The following is a 22,487-nucleotide window of genomic DNA, read 5'->3' as shown; positions in this document are numbered from 1 at the left end:
TTTAACGGGCGTCTGGCTTTTCGCGGAGAGCATCAAGTCGAAACATCGCGCTAGGCTCGGGTGCCTGATTGGGTAGAAATAGATACGCAAAGGCTGATTCTACTCGTCGAGAACACCGCTCCGCATCGATAGCAGTTGTTAGTTGGTCCTGCCTTCCCTGTTGCGCTGCCGAAATCGCGGCCAGCAACATGGCTTTTGAAGCCTGATCTGTTTCGGACGCCAAATCATCACGTAGAGATTCTTCAACGTCTACTGTGCCGAGCCAATCACTGAGGTGCGGCTGGCAGAGAGCTGTCTGATAAGCGACATTTACCATGGCCGCCTCAAGCCATTCATCGCCGAACGCACTTTGAGTAGGCGAACCTTGGAGGCTAGCGATGGCGACAATAAGGGCGAGTGGCACTTCGACCTCTGCTAGGTGTCCTCCAATCCGTCGAACCATGAAGCGGCAAGGCAGTGTCCGCAATGGGTCGGTTTGCGAAATCGACGGAAGGCCGGAAAGCAGACCTTGGCGCGCGCCCGTCTCCTTCGGGCGGGAGGAGATCCCATGGGCCTGGCCTAAGCGAGCCCGAGGATAGGCTTGGCGGGGAAGGGCTGGGCGTCGCAAAGGCGCCGGTCTTGCGGTCGCGCCCCCTCCGTCACGGCGCTGGAGAAGCGCCGCGCCACCTCCCCCGGAGGGGGAGGAGACGAGAGCCTGGATCAGGCGGCCTTGCCGGCCTTCTTGGCGGCCAGCTTGTCCTGGTGGGCCTGCATGCCCTTGGCGATCATTTCGGCGGCCTCGCCGGCGTCGCCCCAGCCCTTGACCGTGACCGACTTGCCCTTCTCCAGATCCTTGTAGTGGGTGAAGAAGTGTTCGATCTGCTCGATCAGGATGGCCGGCAGCTGACGATAGCTGGCGACGTCGGTGTAATAGGGGTTCAGCTTGTCGACCGGCACGGCCAGGATCTTCTCGTCGCCGCCGGCCTCGTCCACCATCATCAGCACGCCGATGGGGCGCGAGCGGATGACGCAGCCGGGCACGACCGGCGTCGGGTTCAGCACGATCACGTCGCAGGGGTCGCCGTCGTCCGACAGGGTGTGCGGGATGAAGCCGTAGTTGCCGGGATAGTACATGGCGGTGTGCAGGAAGCGATCGACGAACAGGGCGCCGGATTCCTTGTCCATCTCGTACTTCACCGGCAGCCCGCCCTGCGGGATTTCGATGACGACATTGACGTCCCAGGGAGCGTTCGGGCCGACCGGAATAGCGTCGAGGTTCATGGCGGGGTCTTTGCTGCGTCTGCGAAATTCTGTGAGGCGCGCGTGATAGGACGCGCGCGCGGCCTCGGCAAGCGCGACTTGAGTCGGCGGACTTGCGCCACAGCGGCGACTGGGCTCAATTCGCGCGATGACCTGGGTTGATTGGGCCGCGCTGGCGCTCTTCTTCATCTGCTGGCTCGGCTATGCGCCGATCCTGAAGTTCATCGGCCGCCACGGCGGTTCGCTGAACGACGACATGAGCCATGTCCGCCGGGTCTGGATGGCGTCGATGACCCACCGCGAGATCCGCCTGGTCGATAGCCAGCTGATGGGCCATTCGATCAACTCGGCCTCCTTCTTCGCCTCGACCAATCTGCTGCTGATCGCGGCGGTGGGCGGCATCCTGTTCGGGGGCGAGAGCAAGCTGGAAGGCTTCGCCGCCGTCGGAGCGGACAATGTGCCGACCAGGATCCTGGAGGCCAAGCTGGCCCTGGTGCTGATCTGCCTGGCGCGCGGCTTCCTGGATTTCATCTGGGCCCTGCGCCAGATGAACTACACCCTGGCCCTGATCGGCTCGGCGCCCGAGATCAACAAGGAGATCGACCGCAAGGCGTTCGGCGAGGCGGCGGCCGAACTGCTGAATCCCGCGCTCAGTTCGTTCAGCCAGGGGGTCCGGGGCTATTATTTCGCCCTGGCGGCGGCGGCCTGGCTGTTCGGCCCTCTGTGGCTGGCCCTGGGCGTGGCCTCGTCCTTCGGCCTGCTGATCTATCGCCAGGAGGCGTCGCCCGCCGCCCGCGCCATTCGAAATGCGCGGCGTCTGCTGGGTGAATGACGGTTATTTTGCAGGTGCGACAGGAGACGTCCTCTCCTGCCCCAGTGCGTCGAATTGGGGCGAAAGCGCCGTAATTGCGTAACATGCCGTGACCCGAAAACCGCGCGCAGCGCTTGACCGATTGTGCATCGCAACCTAGATTGACCTTCGACGCCTCCGGGCGTCTTGCCCTTCCTGGGCGTTTCCTCCCTATAGACTTTTATGCCGCGCCTCCGGGCGCGGCTTTTTTTCGTCCCGCGCCGATCCGCGATCCGGGGTCAGGGGGTCAGAGGGGCAGGGGGGCCGGGGTCAGGCCGCCCCGTCGTCCGCGCACAGGGCGGCGATGACGCGATTCAGCGCCTTGCGGGTCGCGGCGTGGGCCGCGTTGGGCGTCTGGGTCGCCTCGTCCAGATACAGTTTGCGGCTCAGTTCGATCTGGATCGCCTCATAGCCGTCCGCCGGCCGGCCCCAGACCTGGGTGGACCAGCCGCCGGCGTAGGGATGGTTCAGCGCCACCCGCCAGCCCAGTCCCTCGAACAGGTCGCGCAGTCGCCGGGTCAGTCGCGCCTGGCACGACGACCCGTGCCGGTCCCCCAGCACCACCTCCGCCCCCACCGCCCGCGTCGGCATCGAATGCCAGTCGATCAGCACAGCCCGGCCCCGCCGGGCCCGCGTCCGTTCCATCAGTTCGGCCAGGGCCGCATGATAGGGGGCGTGGGCGATCCGGATGCGCGCCTGGGCCTCCGCCAGCGACAGACGTCGGTCGTACAGGGCCAGGCCGTCGCCCGACAGCCGGGGGATGACGCCATATCCGGCCCGGGTCTTGGCCCCGACCGGCCCGTCCGTATCGACGATCAGGTCCGGATCCAGTTCGCCGGGGTCGCGGTTCAGGTCCAGATAGGCCCGGCCGATCCGCCCCTCGATCAGGGGCGCGCCATGGGCCGGCCCTTCACGCACCAGGGCGGCGACCAGGGCGTCCTCGGCGCTTTTCAGGCTGGCGCGGGCCAGTCCGGCGACCGCCCCCATGTCGTCGGGATAGGTCTCGCCCGAGTGAGGCGAGGCGAAGACCAGGGCCGTTTCCGGGGCCGCGGCGGGCGGCAGGCTGATCGCGAAACTGGCCCCGTCCGTGGTCATGATCCCCGCATAACGGGTTTCGCTGTGGAAGGAAGACGTTCGACCGGTGAATTTCATCGCCGGTTTACGCTTGTCGGCCTAGGTTGCGTCCCTGATTAAACGGGCACTTCTCGAATGGCGCGCATCCTTTTGGCCGAAGACGACAGTTCGCTTCGCGGTTTCCTCACCCGGGCGCTCGAACGGGCGGGACATCATGTCGTCGACTGCGAGAACGGCGACGACGCCATCGACGCCCTGGAACACGGCCCCTACGACCTGCTGCTGACCGACATCGTCATGCCCGGCGCCGACGGGATCGAGGTGGCCCGCGTCGCCGCCGCCCGTCAGCCGGGCCTGCGCATCATGTTCATCACCGGCTTCGCCGCCGTCGCCCTGACCGCCGCCCAGGCCTCGCCCCAGGCCAAGGTCCTGTCCAAGCCGGTCCATCTGCGCGATCTGGTCAGCGAAGTCGAACGGATGGTCGCGGCCTGACGCTGAACCTGAGCGGCGCGTTTAACGTCGTTCTCCCAAAAATCGTAATCTGGCCGTGAAATCGGCTTGATGCCGCCAGGCCGGGCCGCTATACGACCGCTCTTCCCGCCCCGGGGCGATTTCCCGGGGCCCTACGGCGGATGCGTAGCTCAGCGGGAGAGCACCTCGTTGACATCGAGGGGGTCACAGGTTCAATCCCTGTCGCGTCCACCATTCTCCCTTCTACAGTCAGTCTTCTTCGCCCGTCGCCTCTACGGGCGTTTGTCCGCATGGGCCGGATACAGGCTGCCGATCCCCGCCAGGGTGGCTCGCACGGCCTCGTCGAGCGGGGTGCGCGGTTCGGGGCCGATCAGGGCCTCCAGCCGGGTGTTGGTCAGGCGGACCGGGCGTTTCCACAGATAGGCCATCTCCATCAGTTCGCGCATCAGCGGCACGAAGGGCGCGGCCAGACGCATCACCAGCCAGGGCATGGGATTGATCGGAAGCTTGGGCTCGCCCAGGACGCGGCGGATGGCGCCGGTCATCCGGGTTCCGTCGGCGTCCCACTGGCCCTCCATGTGGAAGCGGGCGAAAGCCTCCAGGTCGTTGCGTTCGACCAGGCGGACCATCACCTCCGCCACGTCCGGCAGATAGGCCCACTGGTGCCCGACGCCCGGCTGGCCCGGATAGGTGATCGCGGTCGGCCGTTCACCGGCCTTGACCAGACCCTGGCTGAACCAGTTGTTGGCCGCTTCAGGCCCGAAGAAGTCGCCGGCGCGGACGATCAGCACCTTGGCCCGTCCGCGATCGGCGGCCGCCTTCAGGCGACGTTCCATCTCGACCCGGATGCGGCCCTTGCGGGTCCTGGCGTTCTGGGGCGCATCCTCGGCTATGTCGGGGAAGGCGTCAGGGCCGTAGTTATAGACCGTGCCGGGCAGCAGGATGCGCGCGCCGTTCCGTTCGGCCGCCGCGATGGTGTTGTCCAGCATCGGCAGGACCAGGGTGTTCCAGTTGCGATAGCCGGGCGGATTGACCGCATGGACGATCAGGGACACGCCCTCGGCCGCCGCCGCGACGTCCGCCGCCGACATGGCGTCGCCCCTGATCCAGGCGATCCGCGCGTCGCCGCGCACGCCCTCGGGTCGGCGATGCAGGGCGCGCACCGACCATCCCGCCTGCAGCAGCCGCGCGGCCACCGCCCCGCCCGCGCCGCCCGTGGCGCCCAGAACCAGGGCTGATTTCGTCGTCATGTCGCGCTCCATCCGTTTGATGAAGCCTGTATCGACCGAACGCCGGATCAACGGAATTGTCGAAATATCTGCACCTGCTATACGAAAACCAATGAACAGTGAGCCGAGTTGGGATCTGTATCGCACCTTCCACGCCGTGCTGCGCGAGGGGTCGCTGTCCGGTGCGGCGCGGCGTCTGGACATGAGCCAGCCCAGCATCGCCCGCCATATCGACGCCCTGGAGACGGCCCTGGGCGCCAAGCTGTTCCTGCGCACGCCCCGGGGCCTGTCCCCCACGGACGCGGCTCTGGAGCTGAAGCCCCTGGCCGAGCGGCTGGCCGCGACCTCGGCCGCCCTGCGCCGCACAGTCGAGGGTGGGGGCGGGGCCCTCTCCGGCACGGTGCGGATCAGCGCCAGCGAGGTGGTGGCGGTCGAACATCTGCCGCCCATACTGGCCCGGATGCGTCAGGCCCATCCGGGGCTGGCGCTGGAGCTGTCGCCGTCCAACGCACTGGACGACCTGTTGCAGCGCAAGGCCGATGTGGCCGTTCGCATGGTCCGGCCCGAGCAGCAGGCCCTGGTTTCGCGCCATGTCGGCGCCCTGGCCATCGGCCTGCACGCCCATCGCGACTATCTGGCGCGACGCGGGACGCCCCGGACCCTGGCCGATCTGAAGGATCACGACCTGATCGGCTATGATGTCGAAACCCCTGCGATCCGGGCTGCGGTCCAGCAGTATCCGGCCCTGAGCCGCGACGCCTTCGCCCTGAGGGTGGACAGCGACGTGGCCCAGCTGGCGGCCATCCGCGCCGGATTCGGCATCGGGATATGTCAGACCGCCCTCGCGGCGCGCCAGCCGGATCTGGTCCGCGTCCTGCCCGACGCCTTTCATATGGCGCTGGAGACCTGGATCGTCATGCACGAGGATCTGCGCGGAAACGCCCGCTGCCGCACCGTCTTCGACGCCCTGGTCGAGGGCCTGTCGGGGATCATAGAGTCCTCGGCGCGGTAGTCAGTCGGCCCTGAACAGAATTACGGCGGTCAGGCCGCCGCCGGGCGTGGTTTCCAGGCGGACGCTGGCCCCCATCTGCTCGGCCAGGGAACGGGCGATCGCCAGGCCCAGGCCTGAACCTCCGGTCTCGCGGCTGCGCGACGCCTCGCCCCGCGCGAAGGGTTCGAAGGCCTGGTCTGCAAAACCGGGGCTGAGGCCGGGCCCGTGATCGACCACAGCCAGCCGCCAGCGATCGTCGTCGCGCCGGAAGCTGACTTCGGCGGCGCCGGCGTAGGCGACGGCGTTTTCGACCAGATTCTCGATGATCCGACGCAGCGCGCCGGAATCCGCCTGGACCCGTCCGGGTTCGAGGATCTCAAGCGTCACCGACTGGCCCAGGGCCTGACGCTCATGGACCAGGTCCGTCAGGAGCCGGACGACATCGATGGGCGCCAGAACGACCGGCCGCTCCTCGCCGCGCGCGACCAGCAGCACATCCTCGATCAAGGTGGCCATCAGGGCCACGTCCCGGTCCGCCCGCGCCCGCTGGTCCGGGTCTTCGATCAGGGCGACCCGTAGCCGAAGCCGGGTCATCAGGGTCTTCAGGTCGTGCGCCGCGGCGGCCAGCATCCGCATGCGCTCGCTGACCAGGGCCTTGATGCGCGCCCGCATGCGGTTGAAGGCCGAGGCCACGCGGCGCGCCTCGGCATGGCCGGTCTCGTCCATCGGCGGGGCGCCGAGATCGCGGGCGAAACGGTCGGAAGCGTCGGCGATGGCCTGGAGGTCGCGGGTCGCCCGATGCACCATCCGCCACACGAGGAAGGCGGCCGTCAGCCCGACCAGCAGGCTGAACACCAGGGCGGCCATGGCCATGCTGCGGCGACGTTGCCCCAGGCCCGGCGCGACCACCAGCCTCTGGCCGTCCGCCAACGCGACCGACACCGCATAGACGGCGGTCTGTCGTCGCTGGACTTGAGGGCGGAAGCGGCGGCGCTCCTCGGGAACCAGCAGGCGGACGTCGCGCGCGCCCAGCGCCGCGCCATAGCTGCGCAACAGCGCGGGCAGGGGCCCGCCGTGCACGCGATAGCCGGCCGGAACCCCGTCGGCGATGAAGAAGCGGGTGGCGTCGCCGTTCAGGGCCACCAGCAGGTCGTCCCGCTCTTGCGACGGCGTGCGGTCCAGGGCGGCGGCTGCGGCGGCGATCCGCACCGGCACAGGCAGGCGCCATTCGTCCTGATCGCCGCGTTGGAACCTCATCAGGCCCAGGACGCTGACCGCCTGCAGCGCCACCACGACCAGGACCAGCGTCAGCGTCAGGCGGTTGGCGAGGCCCAACCGTCTCACGACTGGACCTCGACGTCTGCGGTGAACAGATAGCCGGCGTTGCGCACCGTTCGGATCAGGCGGGGCTCGCGGGGATGGTCGCCCAGCTTGCGGCGCAGGCGCGAGACCTGGATGTCGATGGAGCGGTCGAAGACGTCGGCCTGACGCCCCTTCAGCACGTCCATGATGTCGTCGCGCGACAGGACCTGCTGCGGGCGTTTGACGAAGGCGGCCAGCAGGTCGAACTCCCCGCCGGTCAGTTCCACCGCCTGGCCATCCGCATCGGTCAGGGCGCGGGAGGCGAGGTCCAGGCGCCAGCCGCCAAAGGCGAGACGGCGGGCCGGCGGCCGGGGTTCGGCCCGGTCGCGGCGACGCAGCAGGGCCTTGATGCGGGCGACCAGCTCGCGCGGCACGAACGGCTTGGCGACATAGTCGTCGGCCCCGACCTCCAGCCCGACGATCCGGTCCATGGGCTCGCCTCGCGCCGAGGCGATCAGCACCGGGACGGCGCCCTGGATGCGGCGGCAGACCGACAGGCCGTCCTCGCCCGGCATCATCAGGTCCAGCACCACCAGGTCCGGCCGCTGGACCGCCCAGGCTCGCCAAAAGGCTGCGGCGTCGGGGAAGGCCGCGCAGTCCAGACCCTCGCGCGCCAGCAGGGCGCAGACCAAGTCGCGGATTTCGGGGTCGTCCTCGACCAGATGGATCAAAGCCGTCGTCATGGGGAAAGCTTTGGCGCAACCGCCTCGGCCCCGCCAGTAGAGGATACACGCTGTTACGCACGGGCGCCGGAGCGACACACCCCGGACGGGCCGATCTGTCAGTCTGCAGTCGTCCGGAACAGGCCGGACCTCGCACAAGGAGCCTGCCCATGACCTCCCGTCGTCCCTTCGCAGCCGCCGCCCTGACGGGCCTGCTGGTGGTCGCCGGCCTCGTCGCTGCGGCCGACAGCGCCATGGCTCAATCGGTTTCCCGCCACCGCTCGGCCAGCGTCACCGGCGCCCAGCACAGCGCCATGCGCGGCGCGGATATCTATCGCAGCCCCGGCTCGGCCTCGGTCTCCCGCTATGGATCGGTGGACGGCCAGGGCTGGTCCAGCGCCCGCGCCAGGACCACGGTGGACACCGGGAACGGCTACGCCACGACGGCCGTCCGCACCGGCCCGGCCGGCAACACCCAGACCCGCGCGGCTTCGACCGCCTACGGCGACGACCACTACAGCCGGTCGTCCAGCGGGCAGACCTCGCACGGCTACGGCTATGACCGCCAGATCGACGCCTATCGCGACGACGACGGCGTCACCGTGAACCGCACCGCCACCGAGAACAACGGCGCCACGCGCAGTTCTACAGTCACCCGCCCCTACTGACCCCCTTTCCCGGTTCGGGCGGAGCGCCTCACCCCCGGCTTCGCCCGTCGCCCCGGCCGCGTCCCCCCAACCGTGCGGCCGGGGCCCCTTTTCCGATCGAGAGCCCGATGAAAAGCCTTGTTCTGTCCGTCCTGTCCGCCGCGGCTATCGCCGTTGTCGCCACGGCCGCGCCCGCCCAGACCCAGACCGGCGCCGGTCGCGCCCTGTTCCAGCAGGCGGACGTCAATAATGACGGGCGCCTGTCGCGGGTCGAGTTCGACGCTGCGCGCGAGGGCCGGTTCGCCCGGGCCGACGCCGACCGCGACGGCCGTCTGACGATGTCCGAACTGCGCGCCCTGCGCCCGGACGGCGCCCCCTCTCCGCAGCGGCGACCCAGCCGCGAGCAGATTCAGAAGCTGCGCGCCATCGACCGCAACAATGACCGCGCCGTCGATCTGAACGAGTTCCGCGCCCTGAACGGAGACCGTTTCGCCGCCGCCGACCGCAACCGCGACGGCTTCGTCACCCGCGACGAAATCGCCGATCTGACACGCGCCATGACCCTGGGCGGCTGAGGCCCCTAACCCCTGTGCCGCAGGTCCAGCACGTCGGGGGGCGGCGCGGGCTTGCGGGTCAGGGGCACGCGCTTCAGCCAGAGTTTCAGCGCCTCCCAATGGATGGCGGCCACGACCTTCAGCGTCAGCAGGGGCATGGACAGGGCGGCGGCGATCAGGGCGCGGTCGGACATCGGCCGACGCGCGCCGCTCATGCTGGTGGCGATCAGCAGGCCCTCGCTGTCCGAGCCGTTGATGACCAGGCCCAGGGTGTCGCCCGGCGTCTGACCCTGGAAGTCATAGGTCATGCCCATGGCCATGAAGGGCGAGACATACAGGCGCTTGTCGGTCTGTTGCCGGAACCGGCCGGCCTGGGCGTCGGCCGCCAGGACGGGCAGGACATAGGACCGCCGCTCGCCGAAGGTGCTGGTGACCTCATAGACCATGGCGGCCAGCCGCCCGTCTTCGTGATGGCAGTAATAGAGGCTGATCGGGTTGAAGACGAAGCCGAAGACGCGCGGCATGGTCAGAAGACGGATCGCGCCCTGACCGACGTCCACCCCGACCTCGGCCAGCCGCGCCTCGATCTGGGCCCGCAACGGACGGTCCGAGCCGTCGCCGTGGTCCCGGTCGTGGAAGGACAGCAGGTTGAACCGGTTGCGTGAAAAGGTCTTCAGCCGGCCGTGCAGGGCGTCGATCTCGGCCAGGTCCAGCATCAGCCAGAAGACGCGGTAGTTCAGCCGGTGCGGCGTCGGCCGCAGACGGGCGTGAAACACCTTGCCGACATAGAGGGCCGAGCCTGTCACGCCGCCGGTTCCATCTGGATCGAGGGTGAGGACAGATGGATGCGGCCGCTTTCGTTCTCGACGGTCCAGGGACGACGCACCCCGCCCAGTTGTTCGGCCACCGCCAGACCGGACTGAAGCCCGTCCTCATGGAAGCCGGCCCCGAAATGGGCGCCGCAGAACCAGACGCCGCCCTGGCCCTGCAGGCTCCACAGCGACTTCTGCGCCTTGATGGCGGCAGGGTCGAAGATCGGATGCTCGTACACTTCGCTGCGCAACAGGGTTCCGGCGGCCGGCGGGCGCGGCGGGTTCAGGGTGACGAACAGGTCCTGGCCCGGCAGGCCCTGGAGCCTGTTCATCCAGTAGGTGACGCACAGGCCGCCGTCCGCGCCGATATAGTTCCACGAGGCCCAGGCTCGCCGGCGCCGGGGCATCAGGCCCGCGTCGGTGTGCAGGATGGTCAGGTTGCGGCTGTAGCGGAAGGCGCCCAGCAGATCGCGCTCCTGCGCCGTGGGCTCCGCCAGCATGGCCAGGGCCTGGTCGGCGTGGGCGCCGATGACGACATGGTCGAACCGCTCCCGGGCGCCGGTGGTGTCATGAACCACGACGCCGCCGTCGACGCGCTGGACCTGGTCCACCCCGCGCCGGAGCCGGACTGCGTCGCCCTTTCGCCCGGCCCCGACCTGACGGGCCAGTTCCTCGACATAGGCCCGGCTGCCGCCGACGACGGTGCGCCACAGGGGCCGGCCGACCAGTTTCAGCAGGCCGTGGTTGCCGCAGAAGCGCAGGAAGGATTCCGCCGGATAATCCATCAGCGTATGGGCCGGCGACGACCAGATGGCGGCGGCCATCGGCAGCAGATGGTCGTCGCGGAAGGCCTCGCTGAAGCCCTCGCGCTTCAGATACTGGCCCAGGGTCACGTCGCTGTCGCCCAGGGCGGCCATGCCGCCGGGGGCCGAGCGATAGAAGCGCAGGATCTCCTTCAGCATCGACCAGAAGCGCGGGCGGAACAGGTTGCGGCGCTGGGCGAACAGGGCGGGCGCGGCGTATTCGAACCGGCCCTGATCCAGGGAGACGGCGAAGGACATGTCGGTGGCCCGCGTCTCAAGCCCCAGATGGGCGAACAGGGCGATCAGGTTCGGATAGGTGGCGTCGTTGAAGACGATGAAGCCGGTGTCCACGGCCGTCTCTCCGGTCGGGGTGCGGACGCCCACGGTGTTGGAGTGGCCCCCCAAGCGGTCGTCGCGTTCATAGATCGTCACGTCGTGGCGCTTCGACAGCAGCCAGGCGCTGGACAGGGCGGCGATCCCCGAGCCCACCACCGCGATCCGCAGGCGCGGACCGGTCTCGCTGGAAGGGGACGACAAGGCCATAAAGACTCCAAACGACGGGCTACAGGTGGCGAAGATACGCGCCGCGCACGCGGCCGGATCACGAAATGATCCAGACTTTCGCCAGAACCGTACTAGGTTCCATGCATGGACAGGTTTCAACCTATCAGCGGATTCGGCCACCCGTGACGGCTGTGGGCGGCGAGCATGACCGGCTGATCGAGGCGGTGGCGTTACGGCGCGACCGCGAGGCTTTCGCGCGCCTGTTCGAACATTTCGCGCCGCGTCTGAAGGCCTATCTGATGAAGGCCGGCGCGCCTGCGGGGGCGGCCGAGGACTTCGCCCAGGACGCCATGCTGACCGTCTGGCGCAAGGCCGAACTGTTCGACAGCTCCAAGGCGCGGGCCGCGACCTGGATCTTCACCATCGCCCGCAACCGGCGCCTGGACGTGCTGCGCCAGGACGCGCGGCGCACGCCCATGCCCGAGATCGAACTGTCGCAGGAGGAGCCGGAACGCCCGGACCAGATCGTGCTGATGGCCGAGGACGCGGCGCGGTTGAAGACGGCCATGGCGCGGCTGACGGCGGATCAGATCGAGGTCCTTCGTCTGGCCTTCTTCCAGGACAATCCCCATTCCGAAATCGCCCGGCGGCTGGACCTGCCGCTGGGCACAGTCAAATCCCGAATACGCAAGGCCATGATCAAACTGCGCACCCTGCTGGACGATGAAAAGGGAGGCGAGGCATGACCGGCGGTCGCAACCCCTCCGAAGAACGGCTTCTGGCCTATGCGGCCGGCACCCTCAGCCCGCCCGAGGCCGTGGTGGTCGCCGCCCATCTGGCGATGCGGCCGCAGAACGACGCCTGGGTCCGCACGCTTCAGTCCGTGGGCGGCGAGTTGCTGGACGATCTGGAGCCCGAACCGATGCCGGACGACGCCCTGGCGCGCGTCCTGGCGCGGGCCGAGGCCGACGCCGGACAGGTTCTGGCGTCTACGCCGCTGAACGACATGGTCGGCCTGCCTGAACCCCTGCGCCGTTATGCGCTGGGACCGTGGCGATGGCTGGGACCGGGCATGCGCGCCCGCGACGTCCATGCGCCGCGCGACGGCGACTGCCGCGTCATCCTGCTGGAAATCGGGCCGGGGCGTGAGACGCCGCGCCACACCCACGGCGGGATCGAACTGACCTGCGTCATCCACGGCGCCTACGCCACCGAAACCGCCCGGTTCGACGTCGGCGACTTCGAGGAGGCGGACGGCGAAGTGCTGCACCAGCCGCGCGTGGTCTCGCCCGATCCCTGCCTGTGCGTGGTGGCGCTGGACGGGCAGATCGAACTGGACGGCTGGCTGGGCCGGCTGATGCAGCCGTTCATCAAGCTATAGGCGAGACCGCACCGAGATCGACCATGTGAAGGTCCGGATAGGGGCCCGGAAGGCCACGGCGAACGCCGCACCCCAAACGCCCTTCGCATGGACGTGGGAGGGCGCCCCACCTCCTGGCGGTTGCCCCTACGACTTCCTCAACCGCTTGGCGTTGGCGACGGCGGTCTTGTGGATGGGGGTGAGGGCGTCGGTCTGGGCCTGGGTCAGTTCGGCGTTCAGGGTCAGGGCCTGGCCGGCGGCGCGGCTCCACCAGCCCAGGGCGTAGCGGAACTGGGCCTGGGCGGCTTCGGCCGGGGTCCGGGCGCCGGCGATTTCAGTCGCCGCTTGCAGGGCGCGTGCGCCTTCGTCCAGGGCGGCCTGGCCCAGGCGTTTGCCGACGGTCCCGGCGCTGGCGGCGAGCGCGGCGGCGGAGGCGGACAGGGCCTCGGTCTTTTCCGAGCTCATCAGCGACAGTTCGACCCTGTCCTGGCCGGCCGGATCGGTCAGGCCGTGGACCATCAGGGTGGTGCGCGCCGCGATGACCTCGGCCGAGGCGGACAGCATTTCGGCGCCCAGAACAGCCGGTGTTGGAACGCCGGTGGCGCAGGTCTTGCGGGTCAGGACGCGTCTCCGGGCCGGGCCTCGGCGGCGAAGGCCGCGACGTCGGACAGCAGGGCGGGCACGGCCAGGTCGATGATGCGGCGACCCTTCTCGGGGCTGGCCTGGGCCGGGTCGGAGCCGATGCGGCCGTCGGGGAAGCGGGCGCGATAGTCGAGGGCGTCGCGGATCGGGCCGCTGGGGGCGATCTTGGGGGCGTATTCCGCCGTCTTGATCCGGTCGGGATAGGCGGCCTGGGTCACGGCGATCTCGGACGGGGTGGCGTGCATGCCGTGGCCGGTGGGGAAGATCGAGTTGCACAGGCCCTGGACGCCCGGCAGGTCCCACCAGTTCTTCAGCTTCAGGATGAAGGGCGGCTCCTCCTCCATGAAGCTCCATTCGGCGTAGATTTCCGAGAAGGTCGCCTCGATGGTGGCGACGTTTCCGCCGTGGCCGTTGAGGAAATAGATCCGCTCGAACCCGTGGCGGCTGAGCGACGAGACCCAGTCGGTGATGGCGGCCATGAAGGTGGAGGGGCGCAGGCTGATGGTGCCGGCGAAGGCCAGGTGATGCTGGGCCATGCCGATGTTGAAGGTGGGGGCGACCATCAGGGCGGCGTCCGAACGCTCGGCCTCGTGGGCGATGATCTCGGGGCACAGCCAGTCGGTGCCCAACAGGCCGGTCGGCCCGTGCTGCTCGTTGGAGCCGATCGGCACGACGACCGTCTTCGACAGGGGCCGGCCCGACGCGATCTGGGCGTCGATCTCGGGCCAAGACGACAGGTGGATCAGCATGGGCGAACTCCTCTACGCGACGGGTCTCAACTAGCCTGATCCACCTTCGGCGCATAGGCCGTGACGAAGATCCTCGCGGCCTCTCGGGCGCGATGGGCGCGGCGTTCATCGTCGATCTGGGGCACGTTCAGCATAGACCGCAAATGAGCGTGACCCAGGACCAGGCCGGTGAACATCTCGGCCGCCTCGTCGGGGTCGGGCACGCTCAGCTGTCCGGCGCGGGTCTGCTCCGCCAGCCAGGCCGACAGCAGGCTCAGGCTGCGGCGCGGCCCCGCCTCATAGACCGTCCGGGCCAGTTCGGGCGCATCGGCCGACAGCAGCACCACCCCGCGTATCGAACTGACCTTGTCGGGGTGACAGACCAGCGTCAGAAGGCCCTGGGCGAAGGCTTCGAGCACGATCAGGGGCGATCCGCTCGTTCTCAGCGGCGCCACGATCGCCTCGGCCCTCTCGTGCGCCATGGCCTTGGCGATCTCCAGCTTGGAGGCGAAGCGGTTGTAGACCGTCTGTTTCGACACCCCGGCGAGGCGGGCGATCTCCTCCATCGACGCCGAAAGCCCCTTTTCGGCAAACAGGGTCGCGGCCGCCTCCAGTATGGCCTCGCTCTTCTTCTCGTCGACCTGACCCCGGCGGCGGGCCATCAGTGGGCGTCCGACGGGGGCGCGCCCGGTTGGGCCTTGACCGGCTGGGCCAGCAGGGTGACGAAGGCGGCGCCGGCGCACATGATGCCCAGCAGGGCGAAGGCGTCGCCGAAGGCCATGGTCGTGGCCTGTTTCTGCAGAATCCCATAGACGGCCTTCATCGCCGAGGCGGCGGGGTCGATGGTGCCGGCGAAGCGCTGGGCCATGCCGGCCATCATATTACGCATGGCCTGGTCGCCCTGGGCGATGCCGCTGGTCAGTTCGCCGATATGGACGGCGGTGTTGGTGGTCAGGCCGGTGTTCAGGATCGCCAGGCCGAAGGCCCCGCCGACGTTGCGCGACAGGTTCACCAGGCCCGAGGCGTTCTTGACCATGTGCGGCGGCAGGGTGGCCATCGTCACCTGCTGCGAGGCGATCATCGCCAGCATGACGCCGACGCCCCGGAAGGCCTGGACCGAGGCGAACTGCCAGAAGCCCCATTCGTCCGTGACCAGCCGCGCCTCCCACATGCCCCAGGCGCACATCATGAAGCCGCCGAACATCAGGATGCGGGCGTCCATCTTGCGCACCAGTCGCCCGGCGAAGGGGGCGGTGGCGAACATGGCCAGGCCGGAAACCACCATGGTGGTGCCCACCTCGGCCGACGAATAATCACGCACCCGACCCAGGAACAGCGGCAGCAGGAAGGTGCCGCCGAACAGGGCGAATCCCACTGTGAAGGTCATGATGAAGCCGACCAGGAAGTTGCGGTTGGTGAAGGCGCGCAACTCGACGATCGGCTGGCGATAGGTCAGCGAGCGCCAGACGAAGACCGGCCCCGCCACGGCCGCGACCACCGCCAGCAGCAGGATGGAGGTGTCGTCGAACCAGTCGTTCCTGGCGCCCTCCTCCAGCACATACTGCATGCTCATCAGGAAGACGGCCATGAAGCCCAGGCCCCACCAGTCGAAGCCCTTGGCCAGGGACGGGTCGCCCTTGTCGAAGTTTCCGTAGCGGCCGACCAGGAAGAGGACCAGCAGGCCCGGCGCCACATTGATGAAGAAGAGCCAGCGCCAGCTGAGCCATTCGGTCAGGTGTCCGCCCAGGGTCGGGCCGACGGTCGGGGCCAGGGTGACGATCAGGCCCATGACCACGCTGGCCGTGACCCGCTTGTCCGGCGGGAAGGCGGTGAAGGCCACGGCGAAGACGGTCGGGATCATGGCCCCGCCGACGAAGCCCTGGATGGCCCGGAACAGGATCATCATGTCGATGGAGGTCGACAGGCCCGTGGCGATGCTCATCAGGACGAAGCCGGCGCACGAGGCCAGGAACAGCTTCTGGGTGCCCCATAGCCGCGACAGGAAGCCGGACAGGGGGATCATCACCACCTCGGGGATCAGATAGGCGGTCTGGATCCAGCTGATCTCGTCCGCCGAGGCGCCGACCCCGGCCTGGATCTGGGGCAGGGAGGCGGCGACGATCTGGATGTCCAGAATGGCCATGAACTGGCCCACCACCATGCCGGCGAAGCCGAGCAGCAGCATGGTCCAGTTGATCTCGGGATGGCCGGCGACGGGGCTCTGCGGCGTGACCCCGCCCCCAGCCGCAGCCGGGTTGGCGGTGGTCACGGGCGAGGCGTCCCGATGGAGGCCTCGGCGAAGCTCTGGCCGCCCTGGCTCTTCAGATCGACCTTGACGTCAACCGACAGGCCGGGACGCAGGGCCAGGCTGCGGTCGGCGCCGCTGACGACGATCCGCACGGGCACCCGCTGGGTGATCTTGGTGAAGTTGCCGGTGGCGTTCTCGACCGGGATCAGGGCGAATTCGGACCCGGTGGCGGGGGCGAAACTGTCGATCCGGCCCTCGATCTTGCGGCCGGGGAAGGCGTCGGCGGAAATCTCGACCGTCTGGCCGAGGCGCATCCGGTCCAGCTGGGTCTCCTTGAAGTTGGCGACGATATAGGTCTGGGTCAGGGGCACGATGGACAGCAGCTGGGTCCCGGCGTTGACGTATTGGCCGGGCCGGACGCTGCGGGCGCCGACGACGCCGGCGATGGGGGCGCGGATGACGGTGCGTTCCAGGGCGATGCGGGCGGTTTCGACCACGGCGCGGGCCTGTTCGACGGCGGCGACGCTCTGTTCGCGCGTCGAGCCCAGCACCCCGGCGGTGCGCTGTTCGGCGACCAGGGCGGCCTGGGCCTGTTGCACGCTGGCGTCGGCGGTGGCGGCGCCGGCGCGTTCGGTCTGGATCCGCTGCTGCGAGACCCAGCCCTGCTGGGCCAGCTTGCCGTAGCGGTCGACCTCGGCGCGGGCGAGACCCGCCTGGGCGCGGGCCTGGGTCACGGCGGCGGCGCGGGCGGCGATGGCGGCCTTCTCCTGCTCGGCCTGGGCGTCGACATTGCCGACGGCGGCGATGGCCGCCTGGAGATTGGCCTCGGCGCGGGCCAGTTCGGCGCGTTGATTGGCGTCGTCCAGCCGGACCAGGATCTGACCGGCCTCGACCCGCTGGTTGTCGCCGACCAGGACCTCGGTCACCCGGCTCGCCAGCTGGGGGCTGATCAGGGTGGTGTCTGCCTGGACGAAGGCGTTGTCGGTGCTTTCCCACCTCTGGCCGTTGATCCACCAGACGATCCCGCCCGCGATCAGGGCGAGGCCGACGAGGATGGCGGCGACCAGGGGCAGGCGTTTCTTCAGTTCAGGCGACATGGGACATCCGGGGGGAGGGTGCGGCGTTTTGAAGCGAGGCTAAAATGGACGTCGCCGTCCAAAAATCAATGTCCAATCGCGAAGAGGCCGATCAAAGCCTCTTTTCGTGTATGTCCTCGACCCATGAGCGACCGCGCCCGAGCCTCCAATCCGCTGCCGTCCCAGGTCGATGTCGTCGTGATCGGCGCGGGCGCGGCCGGGATCGCCGCCGCACGCCGGCTGATGCGGCCCGGCCTGTCGGTTCTGGTGCTGGAAGCCCGCGACCGGATGGGCGGGCGCGCCTGGACGGCGCGGGTCGAGGGCGAGGGTCTGGACATGGGCTGCGGCTGGCTGCACTCGGCCGACGACAATGTCCTGGCCGGGCGGGTCGAGGCCGAGGGGCTGACGCTGGACCAGACGCCGCCGCCGTGGCGGACCCAGGCCTTCGACCACGAGGTCACGCGGACCGATCTGGCCGAGTTCGGCGAGGCCTTCGCCGCCTTCGACCAGCGTGTGACGGAAGCGGCCGGGCGGGGTGAAGACAGGCCCGCGTCCGACTTCTTCGACCCCGACTGCCGTTGGAACGCCCGGATGGACGCCATCTCGGGCGCCCTGAACGGGGCGCGGTTCGCCGAGGTGTCCAGCCTGGACTATGACGCCTATGGCGACACCGGGGTGAACTGGCGGGTGCGCGAGGGCTATGGCCGGCTGATCGCCCGTCTAGGCGAGGCGGTGTCCGACGTCGTGGTGCGCGACTGCGCCGTGCGTCGGATCGACCGCTCCGGACCCCTGCTGGGGCTGGAGACCAGCCGGGGCGAGCTGACGGCGCGGGTCGTGATCCTGACGGTTCCCAACAGCCTGATCGCGACCGAGACGGTGCGGATCGACCCGCCGGTTCCGGCCTGGCTGGAGGCGACGGCGGGCATGCCTCTGGGGCTGGCGTCCAAGGTGCATATGACGGTGCGGGGCGCGGGCGACTTCCAGCCCGACACCCAGTTGTGGACGCGGACCGATACGGCGGAGACCGGCGGCTATCACCTGCGGCCGTTCGGGCGGCCGATGATCGAGGCCTATTTCGGCGCCGGGCTGGCCTGGGGGCTGGAGGCGGAGGGGCCCGCCGCCCTGGTCGATTTCGCCGTGTCCGAACTGGTGGCGGCCCTGGGGTCGAACCTGCGGCGGCGGCTGGAGGCCGTGGCCGTGTCGAACTGGGGCGTCGATCCCTGGTCGCGCGGCGCCTATTCCCACGCCCTGCCGGGCCATGCCGGGGATCGGGCCAGGTTGCGGGTCGCGGTGGAGGACCGGATCTTCCTGGCGGGAGAGGCGACGGCGCCGGTCTATTACGGCACGGCACACGGCGCCTGGATGGAGGGCGAGCGGGCGGCGGACGCGGCCCTGGCCAGCCTGGGTCTTGACCCGCGTCGCGACGACGGCGACAGCGAGGCATGACGCCGCCCAAGGCCCGAAAACCTGTCGCCAAGGCCAAGACGCCCGGTGCGAAACGTCCGGCGGTGATGACCGGCGCATCCGTGCCCGTACTGCGCTGGCCGCCGGACGAGGACCGGGTCGAGACGATTTTCGAGCGTCTGTCCGGGATCATGCCCGAGCCGAAGACCGAGCTGAACTTCTCCAACCCCTTCACCCTGGTCGTCGCCGTGGCCCTGTCGGCCCAGGCGACGGACGTGTCGGTCAACAAGGCGACCGAGCGGCTGTTCCGGGTGGCGGACACGCCGCAGAAGATGCTGGCCCTGGGGGAGGAGGGGCTGATCCCCTGCATCGCCTCGATCGGCCTGTACCGGGGCAAGGCCCGCAATGTGATCGCTCTGTCCCGCCTGGTGCTGGAGAAGCACGGCGGCGAGGTTCCGCTGAACCGGGCCGATCTCCAGGCCCTGCCGGGCGTGGGGCGAAAGACGGCGTCGGTGGTGCTGAACGAACTGGGGATCGAGGCCGCCATCGCGGTGGACACCCATGTCTTCCGCGTCTCGCACCGGCTGGGCCTGGCCAATGCGGCCACGCCGGACAAGGTGGAGGCCCAGCTGTTCAAGGTCGTGCCGGAGCAGTGGCTGCCCAAGGCGCACCACCGGCTGATCCTGCACGGACGCTACACCTGCACGGCGCGCAAACCCAAATGCCTGTCTTGCGTCATCGCCGACCTGTGCCCGTCGAGGGCGGGGCTGATGGCGCTGGGCGAGGCGGGCTAGGACGGTTTCGCGGCCAGGCCTGGATGGACGGCCAGGCGCGCCGCCAGTTTGTCCAGCACGCGCTGGGCTGTTTCCAGATCCGCCTGTGGAATATCCCCGAATATGCGGTCGCGCATTTCGGAGGCGTGGACGTCCAACTCCAGCAAGGCTTCGCGTCCGGCCGGCTCGATCATGATCAGACGCACCCGGCCGTCTCCGATCATGCGGCGCCGGCTGACGAAGCCCAGCCTCTCGAGCTTGTCGAGTTGCCGGGTCAGGCTGGGGCCGGAGATCTCCAGACGGCTCGCCAGCTCCGTCTGGGTCAGGCCTCTGGGAGATTCCTCCAGGAAGTAGAGCAGACTGGTCCGCGCCGCCTCCTGGCCGCAGGCCTGTCGGGCTTCGGCGGCTACGGTCTGGAAACGCCGGGCCGCCAAGGTGATGGCGAAAGCGATTTTCAGTTGCAAAACTTGGCGGGGCGATAATGCTGTAGAAAGCAACTGTAACAATGGCAGGTCCTTGGATTGCGATATTCAGGGTTGAATGATCGCCTATCGTGATTTGCCGCGCTTATTCCAAATACGAGTGGATGCACTATTTAGATGCTTGTCTAGGCTAAATACATGGGCGCCGCGTCGTAACGAATTGATGTCACGCTTCAGAACATCAACTGCTCGCGTAGAACGTCCGTCATGAAATCCTTCTTCCAGCCCCGCCCCTCCCCCGATGCGGCGGAGACCGCCGAGCTGCGCAGCATGATGGCGGCGGTTCAGCGGTCGCAGGCCGTGATCGAGTTCGAGCTGGACGGCACCATCATCACGGCCAATCCGAACTTCCTCGCGGTGATCGGCTATGAACTGGCCGAGGTTAAGGGCCGCCATCACCGCATGCTGATGGACCCTGCCGAGGCCGCCAAGCCCGCCTACACGGAATTCTGGCGTCGGCTGAACGCGGGCGAGTTCATCGCCGAAAAGTTCATCCGCTACGGCAAGGGCGGCGCCCGTGCAGTGATCGAGGCCAGTTACAACCCGATCTTCGGCGCTGACGGAAAACCCTACAAGGTCGTCAAGTTCGCGACCGACGTCACGGCGGCGGAGGTCGAGCGCGAGCGCCGCGCCGAGGCTGATCGCGTGGCGGCCGAAGTTCAGGCTTCCGTCGTCCAGGCCACGGGGCGCGGCCTGTCGGCCATGGCGGCCGGCGACCTGTCGTATCGGATCGGCGAGGCCTTCCCCGGCGACTACGCCATTCTGCGCGAGGACTTCAACCGCGCCATGGCGGCCCTGGATGAGGCGGTCGCCGTCATCCGCGGCAACGCGGGGTCCATGCAGTCGGGCGCCAATGAAATCAGCAGCGCAGCCGAGGATCTGTCGCGTCGCACCGAACGTCAGGCCGCCGGTCTGGAGCAGACCGCCGCCGCCCTGGACGAGATCACCGCCACCGTCCGCAAGGCGGCTGAGAACGCTCAGGCTGCGGATGTGGTCGTGGGCCAGACCCGCAGCCAGGCCGAGACTGGCGGCGCCGTCGTCCAGCGCGCCATCACCGCCATGGGCGAGATCGAGAAATCCTCCGATCAGATCGGCCAGATCATCGGCGTCATTGATGAAATCGCCTTCCAGACCAACCTTCTGGCCCTGAACGCCGGGGTCGAGGCGGCGCGCGCGGGCGAAGCCGGTCGCGGCTTTGCCGTGGTGGCCTCCGAAGTTCGGGCCCTGGCCCAGCGGTCGGCGGACTCGGCGCGGGAGATCAAGACCCTGATCTCGACCAGCAGCACCCAGGTCAAGAGCGGGGTCGTGCTGGTCCGCGAATCCGGCGAGGCCCTGTCGGCCATCGCCGTGCGCATCAACGACATCACCCATCTGATGGGCGAGATTCGCGCCTCGACCCAGGAACAGGCCCTGGCCCTGGCCGAGGTCAATACGGCCGTGAACGAGATGGACCAGGTCACCCAGCAAAACGCCGCGATGGTCGAGGAATCGACCGCCGCCAGCCTGAGCCTGAGCCGCGAGGCGTCGGACCTGACGCACCTGGTCGGACGGTTCCAGGTCAGCGAAGGCGGCGCCGACCGCGCCCCGGCCCCGATTCGTGACGCCCACGCCCGGATCGCGGCCTTTGCGGCCGATCGGGCGCCGGCCCGCTCGCGTCAGGCGGGCTTCTAGCCGCCCAGCCGTTCGCTGACGGCGCGGGCGAAGCCGGCGCCGTCGGCCGGATCATGGTCCAGATAGAAGTCGGGCTCGATCAGTTCCGCCTCCATCAGCACCCAGCGCCCGGCGTCGTCGCGCGCCAGATCGATGCGGGCGTAGAGCAGGGGGTCGTCAATGGCGGCCAGCACGCGTTCGGCCAGGGCCATGGCCGCCGCGTCGGGCGTCACGGCCGTGTGGAGGCCGCCGAACTGCATCTGGATGCGGAAGTCGCCGGGAACCGGCCGCTTGTTGACCGCATGACTGAACCGGCCGCCGAAGAAGAGCAGCGAGGTCTCGCCGTCGGTCTCGATGGATTTCAGATAGGGCTGGATCATCGCCGGGCCTTCCGGCGCATCGGTCAGGGCCTGGCCGGGCGTGAGACGCAGGGTGCGGAAGGCGCCGGCCGAGACGGTCGGCTTGACGATCAGCACCGGGGCGCCGGTTTCCGCAAAGGCCGCATCCACCTGGTCCTGAGTGATCGCCTTGCTCCACCGCGTCGGCGGAATGGGCACGCCCTTGTCGGCCAGCCGCGCCAGATAGGTCTTGTCCGAATTCCAGCCCAGCACCGAGGGCGGATTGGCGACCGGCAGGCCGGCCCCGGCCCAGGTCGCGCAGGCCTTCAGCCAGCGGGCGTGGTCGCGGTGATACCCCCAGGCGATGACCGGCAGGATCAGGTCATAGGCGGCCAGACCCGAGGCGTCCTCGATATGATCGGTCCAGGGCGTCGCCGTAACCGTCGCGCCGGTCCCTTCCAGCGTCGCCGTCAGCCGTGTCAGCACCTCGGGCCAGCGGCCGATGTAGGATGTGTCGGTCGGATCGGGGGTCAGGACGGCGATCTGGATCATGACGCCTCCGTATCGCAACCCGCCGATGCATATAAG

General features: G+C 68.8%; 25 protein-coding genes and 1 tRNA gene. 11 read left to right on the top strand and 15 right to left on the bottom strand.

All coding sequences use genetic code 11. From position 1 onward, the window contains the following. Position 1 precedes the first annotated feature (1 nt). Entirely contained in the window at positions 2 to 403 is a 402-nt protein-coding gene (locus tag ACW18C_RS14645) for a hypothetical protein (protein WP_492071669.1), read from the bottom strand. A gap of 296 nt (positions 404 to 699) precedes the next feature. Beyond that, on the bottom strand, positions 700 to 1,260 hold the full coding sequence (gene ppa, locus ACW18C_RS14640; RefSeq protein ID WP_154726613.1) for an inorganic diphosphatase: 561 nt from the start codon (positions 1,258 to 1,260) through the stop codon (positions 700 to 702). 127 nt (positions 1,261 to 1,387) lie between these two features. On the opposite strand from ppa, the gene ACW18C_RS14635 reads away from it, so the two are divergent. Next, a complete protein-coding gene (locus ACW18C_RS14635) occupies positions 1,388 to 2,071 on the top strand; it encodes a DUF599 domain-containing protein (protein WP_008259721.1) in 684 nt (227 codons plus the stop codon). Positions 2,072 to 2,359: 288 nt separating this feature from the next. Here ACW18C_RS14635 and ACW18C_RS14630 read toward each other — a convergent pair whose 3' ends face one another. Then, the gene (locus tag ACW18C_RS14630; protein ID WP_492071667.1) at positions 2,360 to 3,184 is read right to left on the bottom strand and encodes an N-formylglutamate amidohydrolase; all 825 of its coding nucleotides are present in this window, start codon (positions 3,182 to 3,184) and stop codon (positions 2,360 to 2,362) included. A gap of 114 nt (positions 3,185 to 3,298) precedes the next feature. Here ACW18C_RS14630 and cpdR point away from each other — a divergent pair, with 114 nt between their 5' ends. Both cpdR and ACW18C_RS14620 read left to right on the top strand, forming a co-directional pair. Beyond that, the gene (gene cpdR, locus ACW18C_RS14625; protein ID WP_035310150.1) at positions 3,299 to 3,655 is read left to right on the top strand and encodes a cell cycle two-component system response regulator CpdR; all 357 of its coding nucleotides are present in this window, start codon (positions 3,299 to 3,301) and stop codon (positions 3,653 to 3,655) included. Between the two features lie 138 nt (positions 3,656 to 3,793). Beyond that, positions 3,794 to 3,868 (top strand) — tRNA-Val (locus ACW18C_RS14620). A 38-nt stretch (positions 3,869 to 3,906) separates the two neighbouring features. Here the strand turns inward: ACW18C_RS14620 and ACW18C_RS14615 are convergent. Then, positions 3,907 to 4,884, bottom strand: coding sequence for an NAD-dependent epimerase/dehydratase family protein (locus tag ACW18C_RS14615; protein WP_492071665.1), 978 nt, complete (start codon positions 4,882 to 4,884; stop codon positions 3,907 to 3,909). Between the two features lie 91 nt (positions 4,885 to 4,975). Here ACW18C_RS14615 and ACW18C_RS14610 point away from each other — a divergent pair, with 91 nt between their 5' ends. Then, positions 4,976 to 5,875 carry a LysR family transcriptional regulator gene (locus ACW18C_RS14610; protein ID WP_492071664.1) on the top strand — a complete coding sequence of 300 codons (900 nt, stop codon included), beginning with the start codon at positions 4,976 to 4,978 and terminating at the stop codon, positions 5,873 to 5,875. Here the strand turns inward: ACW18C_RS14610 and ACW18C_RS14605 are convergent, their stop codons facing one another. Continuing rightward, positions 5,876 to 7,198: a sensor histidine kinase gene (locus ACW18C_RS14605; protein WP_492071663.1), complete on the bottom strand. Its 1,323-nt coding sequence runs from the start codon at positions 7,196 to 7,198 to the stop codon at positions 5,876 to 5,878. Continuing rightward, the gene (locus ACW18C_RS14600) at positions 7,195 to 7,899 is read right to left on the bottom strand and encodes a response regulator (RefSeq protein WP_492071662.1); all 705 of its coding nucleotides are present in this window, start codon (positions 7,897 to 7,899) and stop codon (positions 7,195 to 7,197) included. Before ACW18C_RS14600 ends, ACW18C_RS14605 begins: the two co-directional genes overlap by 4 nt. Positions 7,900 to 8,048: 149 nt before the next feature. Here ACW18C_RS14600 and ACW18C_RS14595 point away from each other — a divergent pair, with 149 nt between their 5' ends. Both ACW18C_RS14595 and ACW18C_RS14590 read left to right on the top strand, forming a co-directional pair. Beyond that, a complete protein-coding gene (locus ACW18C_RS14595; RefSeq protein WP_492071661.1) occupies positions 8,049 to 8,546 on the top strand; it encodes a hypothetical protein in 498 nt (165 codons plus the stop codon). A gap of 107 nt (positions 8,547 to 8,653) precedes the next feature. Then, complete coding sequence (locus ACW18C_RS14590) at positions 8,654 to 9,100, top strand: EF-hand domain-containing protein (protein WP_492071660.1); 447 nt, start codon at positions 8,654 to 8,656, stop codon at positions 9,098 to 9,100. A gap of 5 nt (positions 9,101 to 9,105) precedes the next feature. Here ACW18C_RS14590 and ACW18C_RS14585 read toward each other — a convergent pair whose 3' ends face one another. Both ACW18C_RS14585 and ACW18C_RS14580 read right to left on the bottom strand, forming a co-directional pair. Then, complete coding sequence (locus ACW18C_RS14585) at positions 9,106 to 9,885, bottom strand: DUF1365 domain-containing protein (RefSeq protein WP_492071658.1); 780 nt, start codon at positions 9,883 to 9,885, stop codon at positions 9,106 to 9,108. Further along, the gene (locus ACW18C_RS14580) at positions 9,882 to 11,237 is read right to left on the bottom strand and encodes an NAD(P)/FAD-dependent oxidoreductase (protein WP_492071657.1); all 1,356 of its coding nucleotides are present in this window, start codon (positions 11,235 to 11,237) and stop codon (positions 9,882 to 9,884) included. The genes ACW18C_RS14585 and ACW18C_RS14580 overlap by 4 nt, the downstream gene beginning before the upstream one ends. A 65-nt stretch (positions 11,238 to 11,302) precedes the next feature. On the opposite strand from ACW18C_RS14580, the gene ACW18C_RS14575 reads away from it, so the two are divergent. Both ACW18C_RS14575 and chrR read left to right on the top strand, forming a co-directional pair. After that, complete coding sequence (locus ACW18C_RS14575; RefSeq protein WP_492071655.1) at positions 11,303 to 11,944, top strand: sigma-70 family RNA polymerase sigma factor; 642 nt, start codon at positions 11,303 to 11,305, stop codon at positions 11,942 to 11,944. Continuing rightward, positions 11,941 to 12,579, top strand: coding sequence for a cadmium/peroxide/UV radiation responsive anti-sigma factor ChrR (gene chrR, locus ACW18C_RS14570; RefSeq protein WP_492071654.1), 639 nt, complete (start codon positions 11,941 to 11,943; stop codon positions 12,577 to 12,579). Before ACW18C_RS14575 ends, chrR begins: the two co-directional genes overlap by 4 nt. A 126-nt stretch (positions 12,580 to 12,705) precedes the next feature. Here chrR and ACW18C_RS14565 read toward each other — a convergent pair whose 3' ends face one another. The 5 genes from ACW18C_RS14565 to ACW18C_RS14545 are packed head-to-tail and all read right to left on the bottom strand — an operon-like array spanning position 12,706 to position 17,273. After that, positions 12,706 to 13,122 carry a hypothetical protein gene (locus ACW18C_RS14565; RefSeq protein ID WP_008261317.1) on the bottom strand — a complete coding sequence of 139 codons (417 nt, stop codon included), beginning with the start codon at positions 13,120 to 13,122 and terminating at the stop codon, positions 12,706 to 12,708. Between the two features lie 53 nt (positions 13,123 to 13,175). Beyond that, a complete protein-coding gene (locus tag ACW18C_RS14560) occupies positions 13,176 to 13,949 on the bottom strand; it encodes a creatininase family protein (RefSeq protein ID WP_492071653.1) in 774 nt (257 codons plus the stop codon). A gap of 26 nt (positions 13,950 to 13,975) precedes the next feature. Beyond that, complete coding sequence (locus tag ACW18C_RS14555; protein ID WP_492071652.1) at positions 13,976 to 14,590, bottom strand: TetR/AcrR family transcriptional regulator; 615 nt, start codon at positions 14,588 to 14,590, stop codon at positions 13,976 to 13,978. After that, complete coding sequence (locus tag ACW18C_RS14550) at positions 14,590 to 16,197, bottom strand: DHA2 family efflux MFS transporter permease subunit (protein ID WP_492071650.1); 1,608 nt, start codon at positions 16,195 to 16,197, stop codon at positions 14,590 to 14,592. The genes ACW18C_RS14555 and ACW18C_RS14550 overlap by 1 nt, the downstream gene beginning before the upstream one ends. Beyond that, positions 16,194 to 17,273, bottom strand: coding sequence for an HlyD family secretion protein (locus ACW18C_RS14545; protein ID WP_292148885.1), 1,080 nt, complete (start codon positions 17,271 to 17,273; stop codon positions 16,194 to 16,196). Before ACW18C_RS14545 ends, ACW18C_RS14550 begins: the two co-directional genes overlap by 4 nt. Before the next feature lie 123 nt (positions 17,274 to 17,396). Between ACW18C_RS14545 and ACW18C_RS14540 the strand changes: the two genes are divergently transcribed. Both ACW18C_RS14540 and nth read left to right on the top strand, forming a co-directional pair. Continuing rightward, positions 17,397 to 18,698, top strand: coding sequence for a flavin monoamine oxidase family protein (locus ACW18C_RS14540; RefSeq protein WP_492071648.1), 1,302 nt, complete (start codon positions 17,397 to 17,399; stop codon positions 18,696 to 18,698). Continuing rightward, the gene (nth, locus tag ACW18C_RS14535) at positions 18,695 to 19,450 is read left to right on the top strand and encodes an endonuclease III (RefSeq protein ID WP_492071647.1); all 756 of its coding nucleotides are present in this window, start codon (positions 18,695 to 18,697) and stop codon (positions 19,448 to 19,450) included. The genes ACW18C_RS14540 and nth overlap by 4 nt, the downstream gene beginning before the upstream one ends. On the opposite strand, the gene ACW18C_RS14530 is transcribed toward nth, so the two are convergent. Beyond that, on the bottom strand, positions 19,447 to 19,893 hold the full coding sequence (locus tag ACW18C_RS14530) for a MarR family winged helix-turn-helix transcriptional regulator (protein WP_492071646.1): 447 nt from the start codon (positions 19,891 to 19,893) through the stop codon (positions 19,447 to 19,449). The genes nth and ACW18C_RS14530 overlap by 4 nt on opposite strands. A 225-nt stretch (positions 19,894 to 20,118) precedes the next feature. Between ACW18C_RS14530 and ACW18C_RS14525 the strand changes: the two genes are divergently transcribed. Continuing rightward, positions 20,119 to 21,582, top strand: a complete 1,464-nt coding sequence (locus tag ACW18C_RS14525; RefSeq protein WP_492071644.1) for a methyl-accepting chemotaxis protein — start codon at positions 20,119 to 20,121, stop codon at positions 21,580 to 21,582. Here ACW18C_RS14525 and ACW18C_RS14520 read toward each other — a convergent pair. Next, on the bottom strand, positions 21,579 to 22,451 hold the full coding sequence (locus ACW18C_RS14520; RefSeq protein WP_492071643.1) for an ATP-grasp domain-containing protein: 873 nt from the start codon (positions 22,449 to 22,451) through the stop codon (positions 21,579 to 21,581). The two genes, ACW18C_RS14525 and ACW18C_RS14520, sit on opposite strands and share 4 nt — an antisense overlap. Positions 22,452 to 22,487 lie beyond the last annotated feature (36 nt).

The sequence above is a fragment of the Brevundimonas sp. FV1ye7S genome (genome assembly GCF_058680995.1).
Note: the sequence above shows the minus strand (reverse complement) of the source record. Positions and strands in the feature narration are given on the sequence as shown.

What these genes read in the sequence shown, in the direction of transcription:
- ppa (WP_154726613.1), bottom strand. Translation starts at nt 1,260, where the DNA reads ATGAACCTCGACGCTATTCCGGTCGGCCCGAACGCTCCCTGGGACGTC.
- ACW18C_RS14635 (WP_008259721.1), top strand. Translation starts at nt 1,388, where the DNA reads ATGACCTGGGTTGATTGGGCCGCGCTGGCGCTCTTCTTCATCTGCTGG.
- ACW18C_RS14630 (WP_492071667.1), bottom strand. Translation starts at nt 3,184, where the DNA reads ATGACCACGGACGGGGCCAGTTTCGCGATCAGCCTGCCGCCCGCCGCG.
- cpdR (WP_035310150.1), top strand. Translation starts at nt 3,299, where the DNA reads ATGGCGCGCATCCTTTTGGCCGAAGACGACAGTTCGCTTCGCGGTTTC.
- ACW18C_RS14615 (WP_492071665.1), bottom strand. Translation starts at nt 4,884, where the DNA reads ATGACGACGAAATCAGCCCTGGTTCTGGGCGCCACGGGCGGCGCGGGC.
- ACW18C_RS14610 (WP_492071664.1), top strand. Translation starts at nt 4,976, where the DNA reads ATGAACAGTGAGCCGAGTTGGGATCTGTATCGCACCTTCCACGCCGTG.
- ACW18C_RS14600 (WP_492071662.1), bottom strand. Translation starts at nt 7,899, where the DNA reads ATGACGACGGCTTTGATCCATCTGGTCGAGGACGACCCCGAAATCCGC.
- ACW18C_RS14595 (WP_492071661.1), top strand. Translation starts at nt 8,049, where the DNA reads ATGACCTCCCGTCGTCCCTTCGCAGCCGCCGCCCTGACGGGCCTGCTG.
- ACW18C_RS14590 (WP_492071660.1), top strand. Translation starts at nt 8,654, where the DNA reads ATGAAAAGCCTTGTTCTGTCCGTCCTGTCCGCCGCGGCTATCGCCGTT.
- ACW18C_RS14580 (WP_492071657.1), bottom strand. Translation starts at nt 11,237, where the DNA reads ATGGCCTTGTCGTCCCCTTCCAGCGAGACCGGTCCGCGCCTGCGGATC.
- ACW18C_RS14575 (WP_492071655.1), top strand. Translation starts at nt 11,303, where the DNA reads ATGATCCAGACTTTCGCCAGAACCGTACTAGGTTCCATGCATGGACAG.
- chrR (WP_492071654.1), top strand. Translation starts at nt 11,941, where the DNA reads ATGACCGGCGGTCGCAACCCCTCCGAAGAACGGCTTCTGGCCTATGCG.
- ACW18C_RS14565 (WP_008261317.1), bottom strand. Translation starts at nt 13,122, where the DNA reads ATGCTGTCCGCCTCGGCCGAGGTCATCGCGGCGCGCACCACCCTGATG.
- ACW18C_RS14560 (WP_492071653.1), bottom strand. Translation starts at nt 13,949, where the DNA reads ATGCTGATCCACCTGTCGTCTTGGCCCGAGATCGACGCCCAGATCGCG.
- ACW18C_RS14555 (WP_492071652.1), bottom strand. Translation starts at nt 14,590, where the DNA reads ATGGCCCGCCGCCGGGGTCAGGTCGACGAGAAGAAGAGCGAGGCCATA.
- ACW18C_RS14545 (WP_292148885.1), bottom strand. Translation starts at nt 17,273, where the DNA reads ATGTCGCCTGAACTGAAGAAACGCCTGCCCCTGGTCGCCGCCATCCTC.
- ACW18C_RS14540 (WP_492071648.1), top strand. Translation starts at nt 17,397, where the DNA reads ATGAGCGACCGCGCCCGAGCCTCCAATCCGCTGCCGTCCCAGGTCGAT.
- nth (WP_492071647.1), top strand. Translation starts at nt 18,695, where the DNA reads ATGACGCCGCCCAAGGCCCGAAAACCTGTCGCCAAGGCCAAGACGCCC.
- ACW18C_RS14525 (WP_492071644.1), top strand. Translation starts at nt 20,119, where the DNA reads ATGAAATCCTTCTTCCAGCCCCGCCCCTCCCCCGATGCGGCGGAGACC.
- ACW18C_RS14520 (WP_492071643.1), bottom strand. Translation starts at nt 22,451, where the DNA reads ATGATCCAGATCGCCGTCCTGACCCCCGATCCGACCGACACATCCTAC.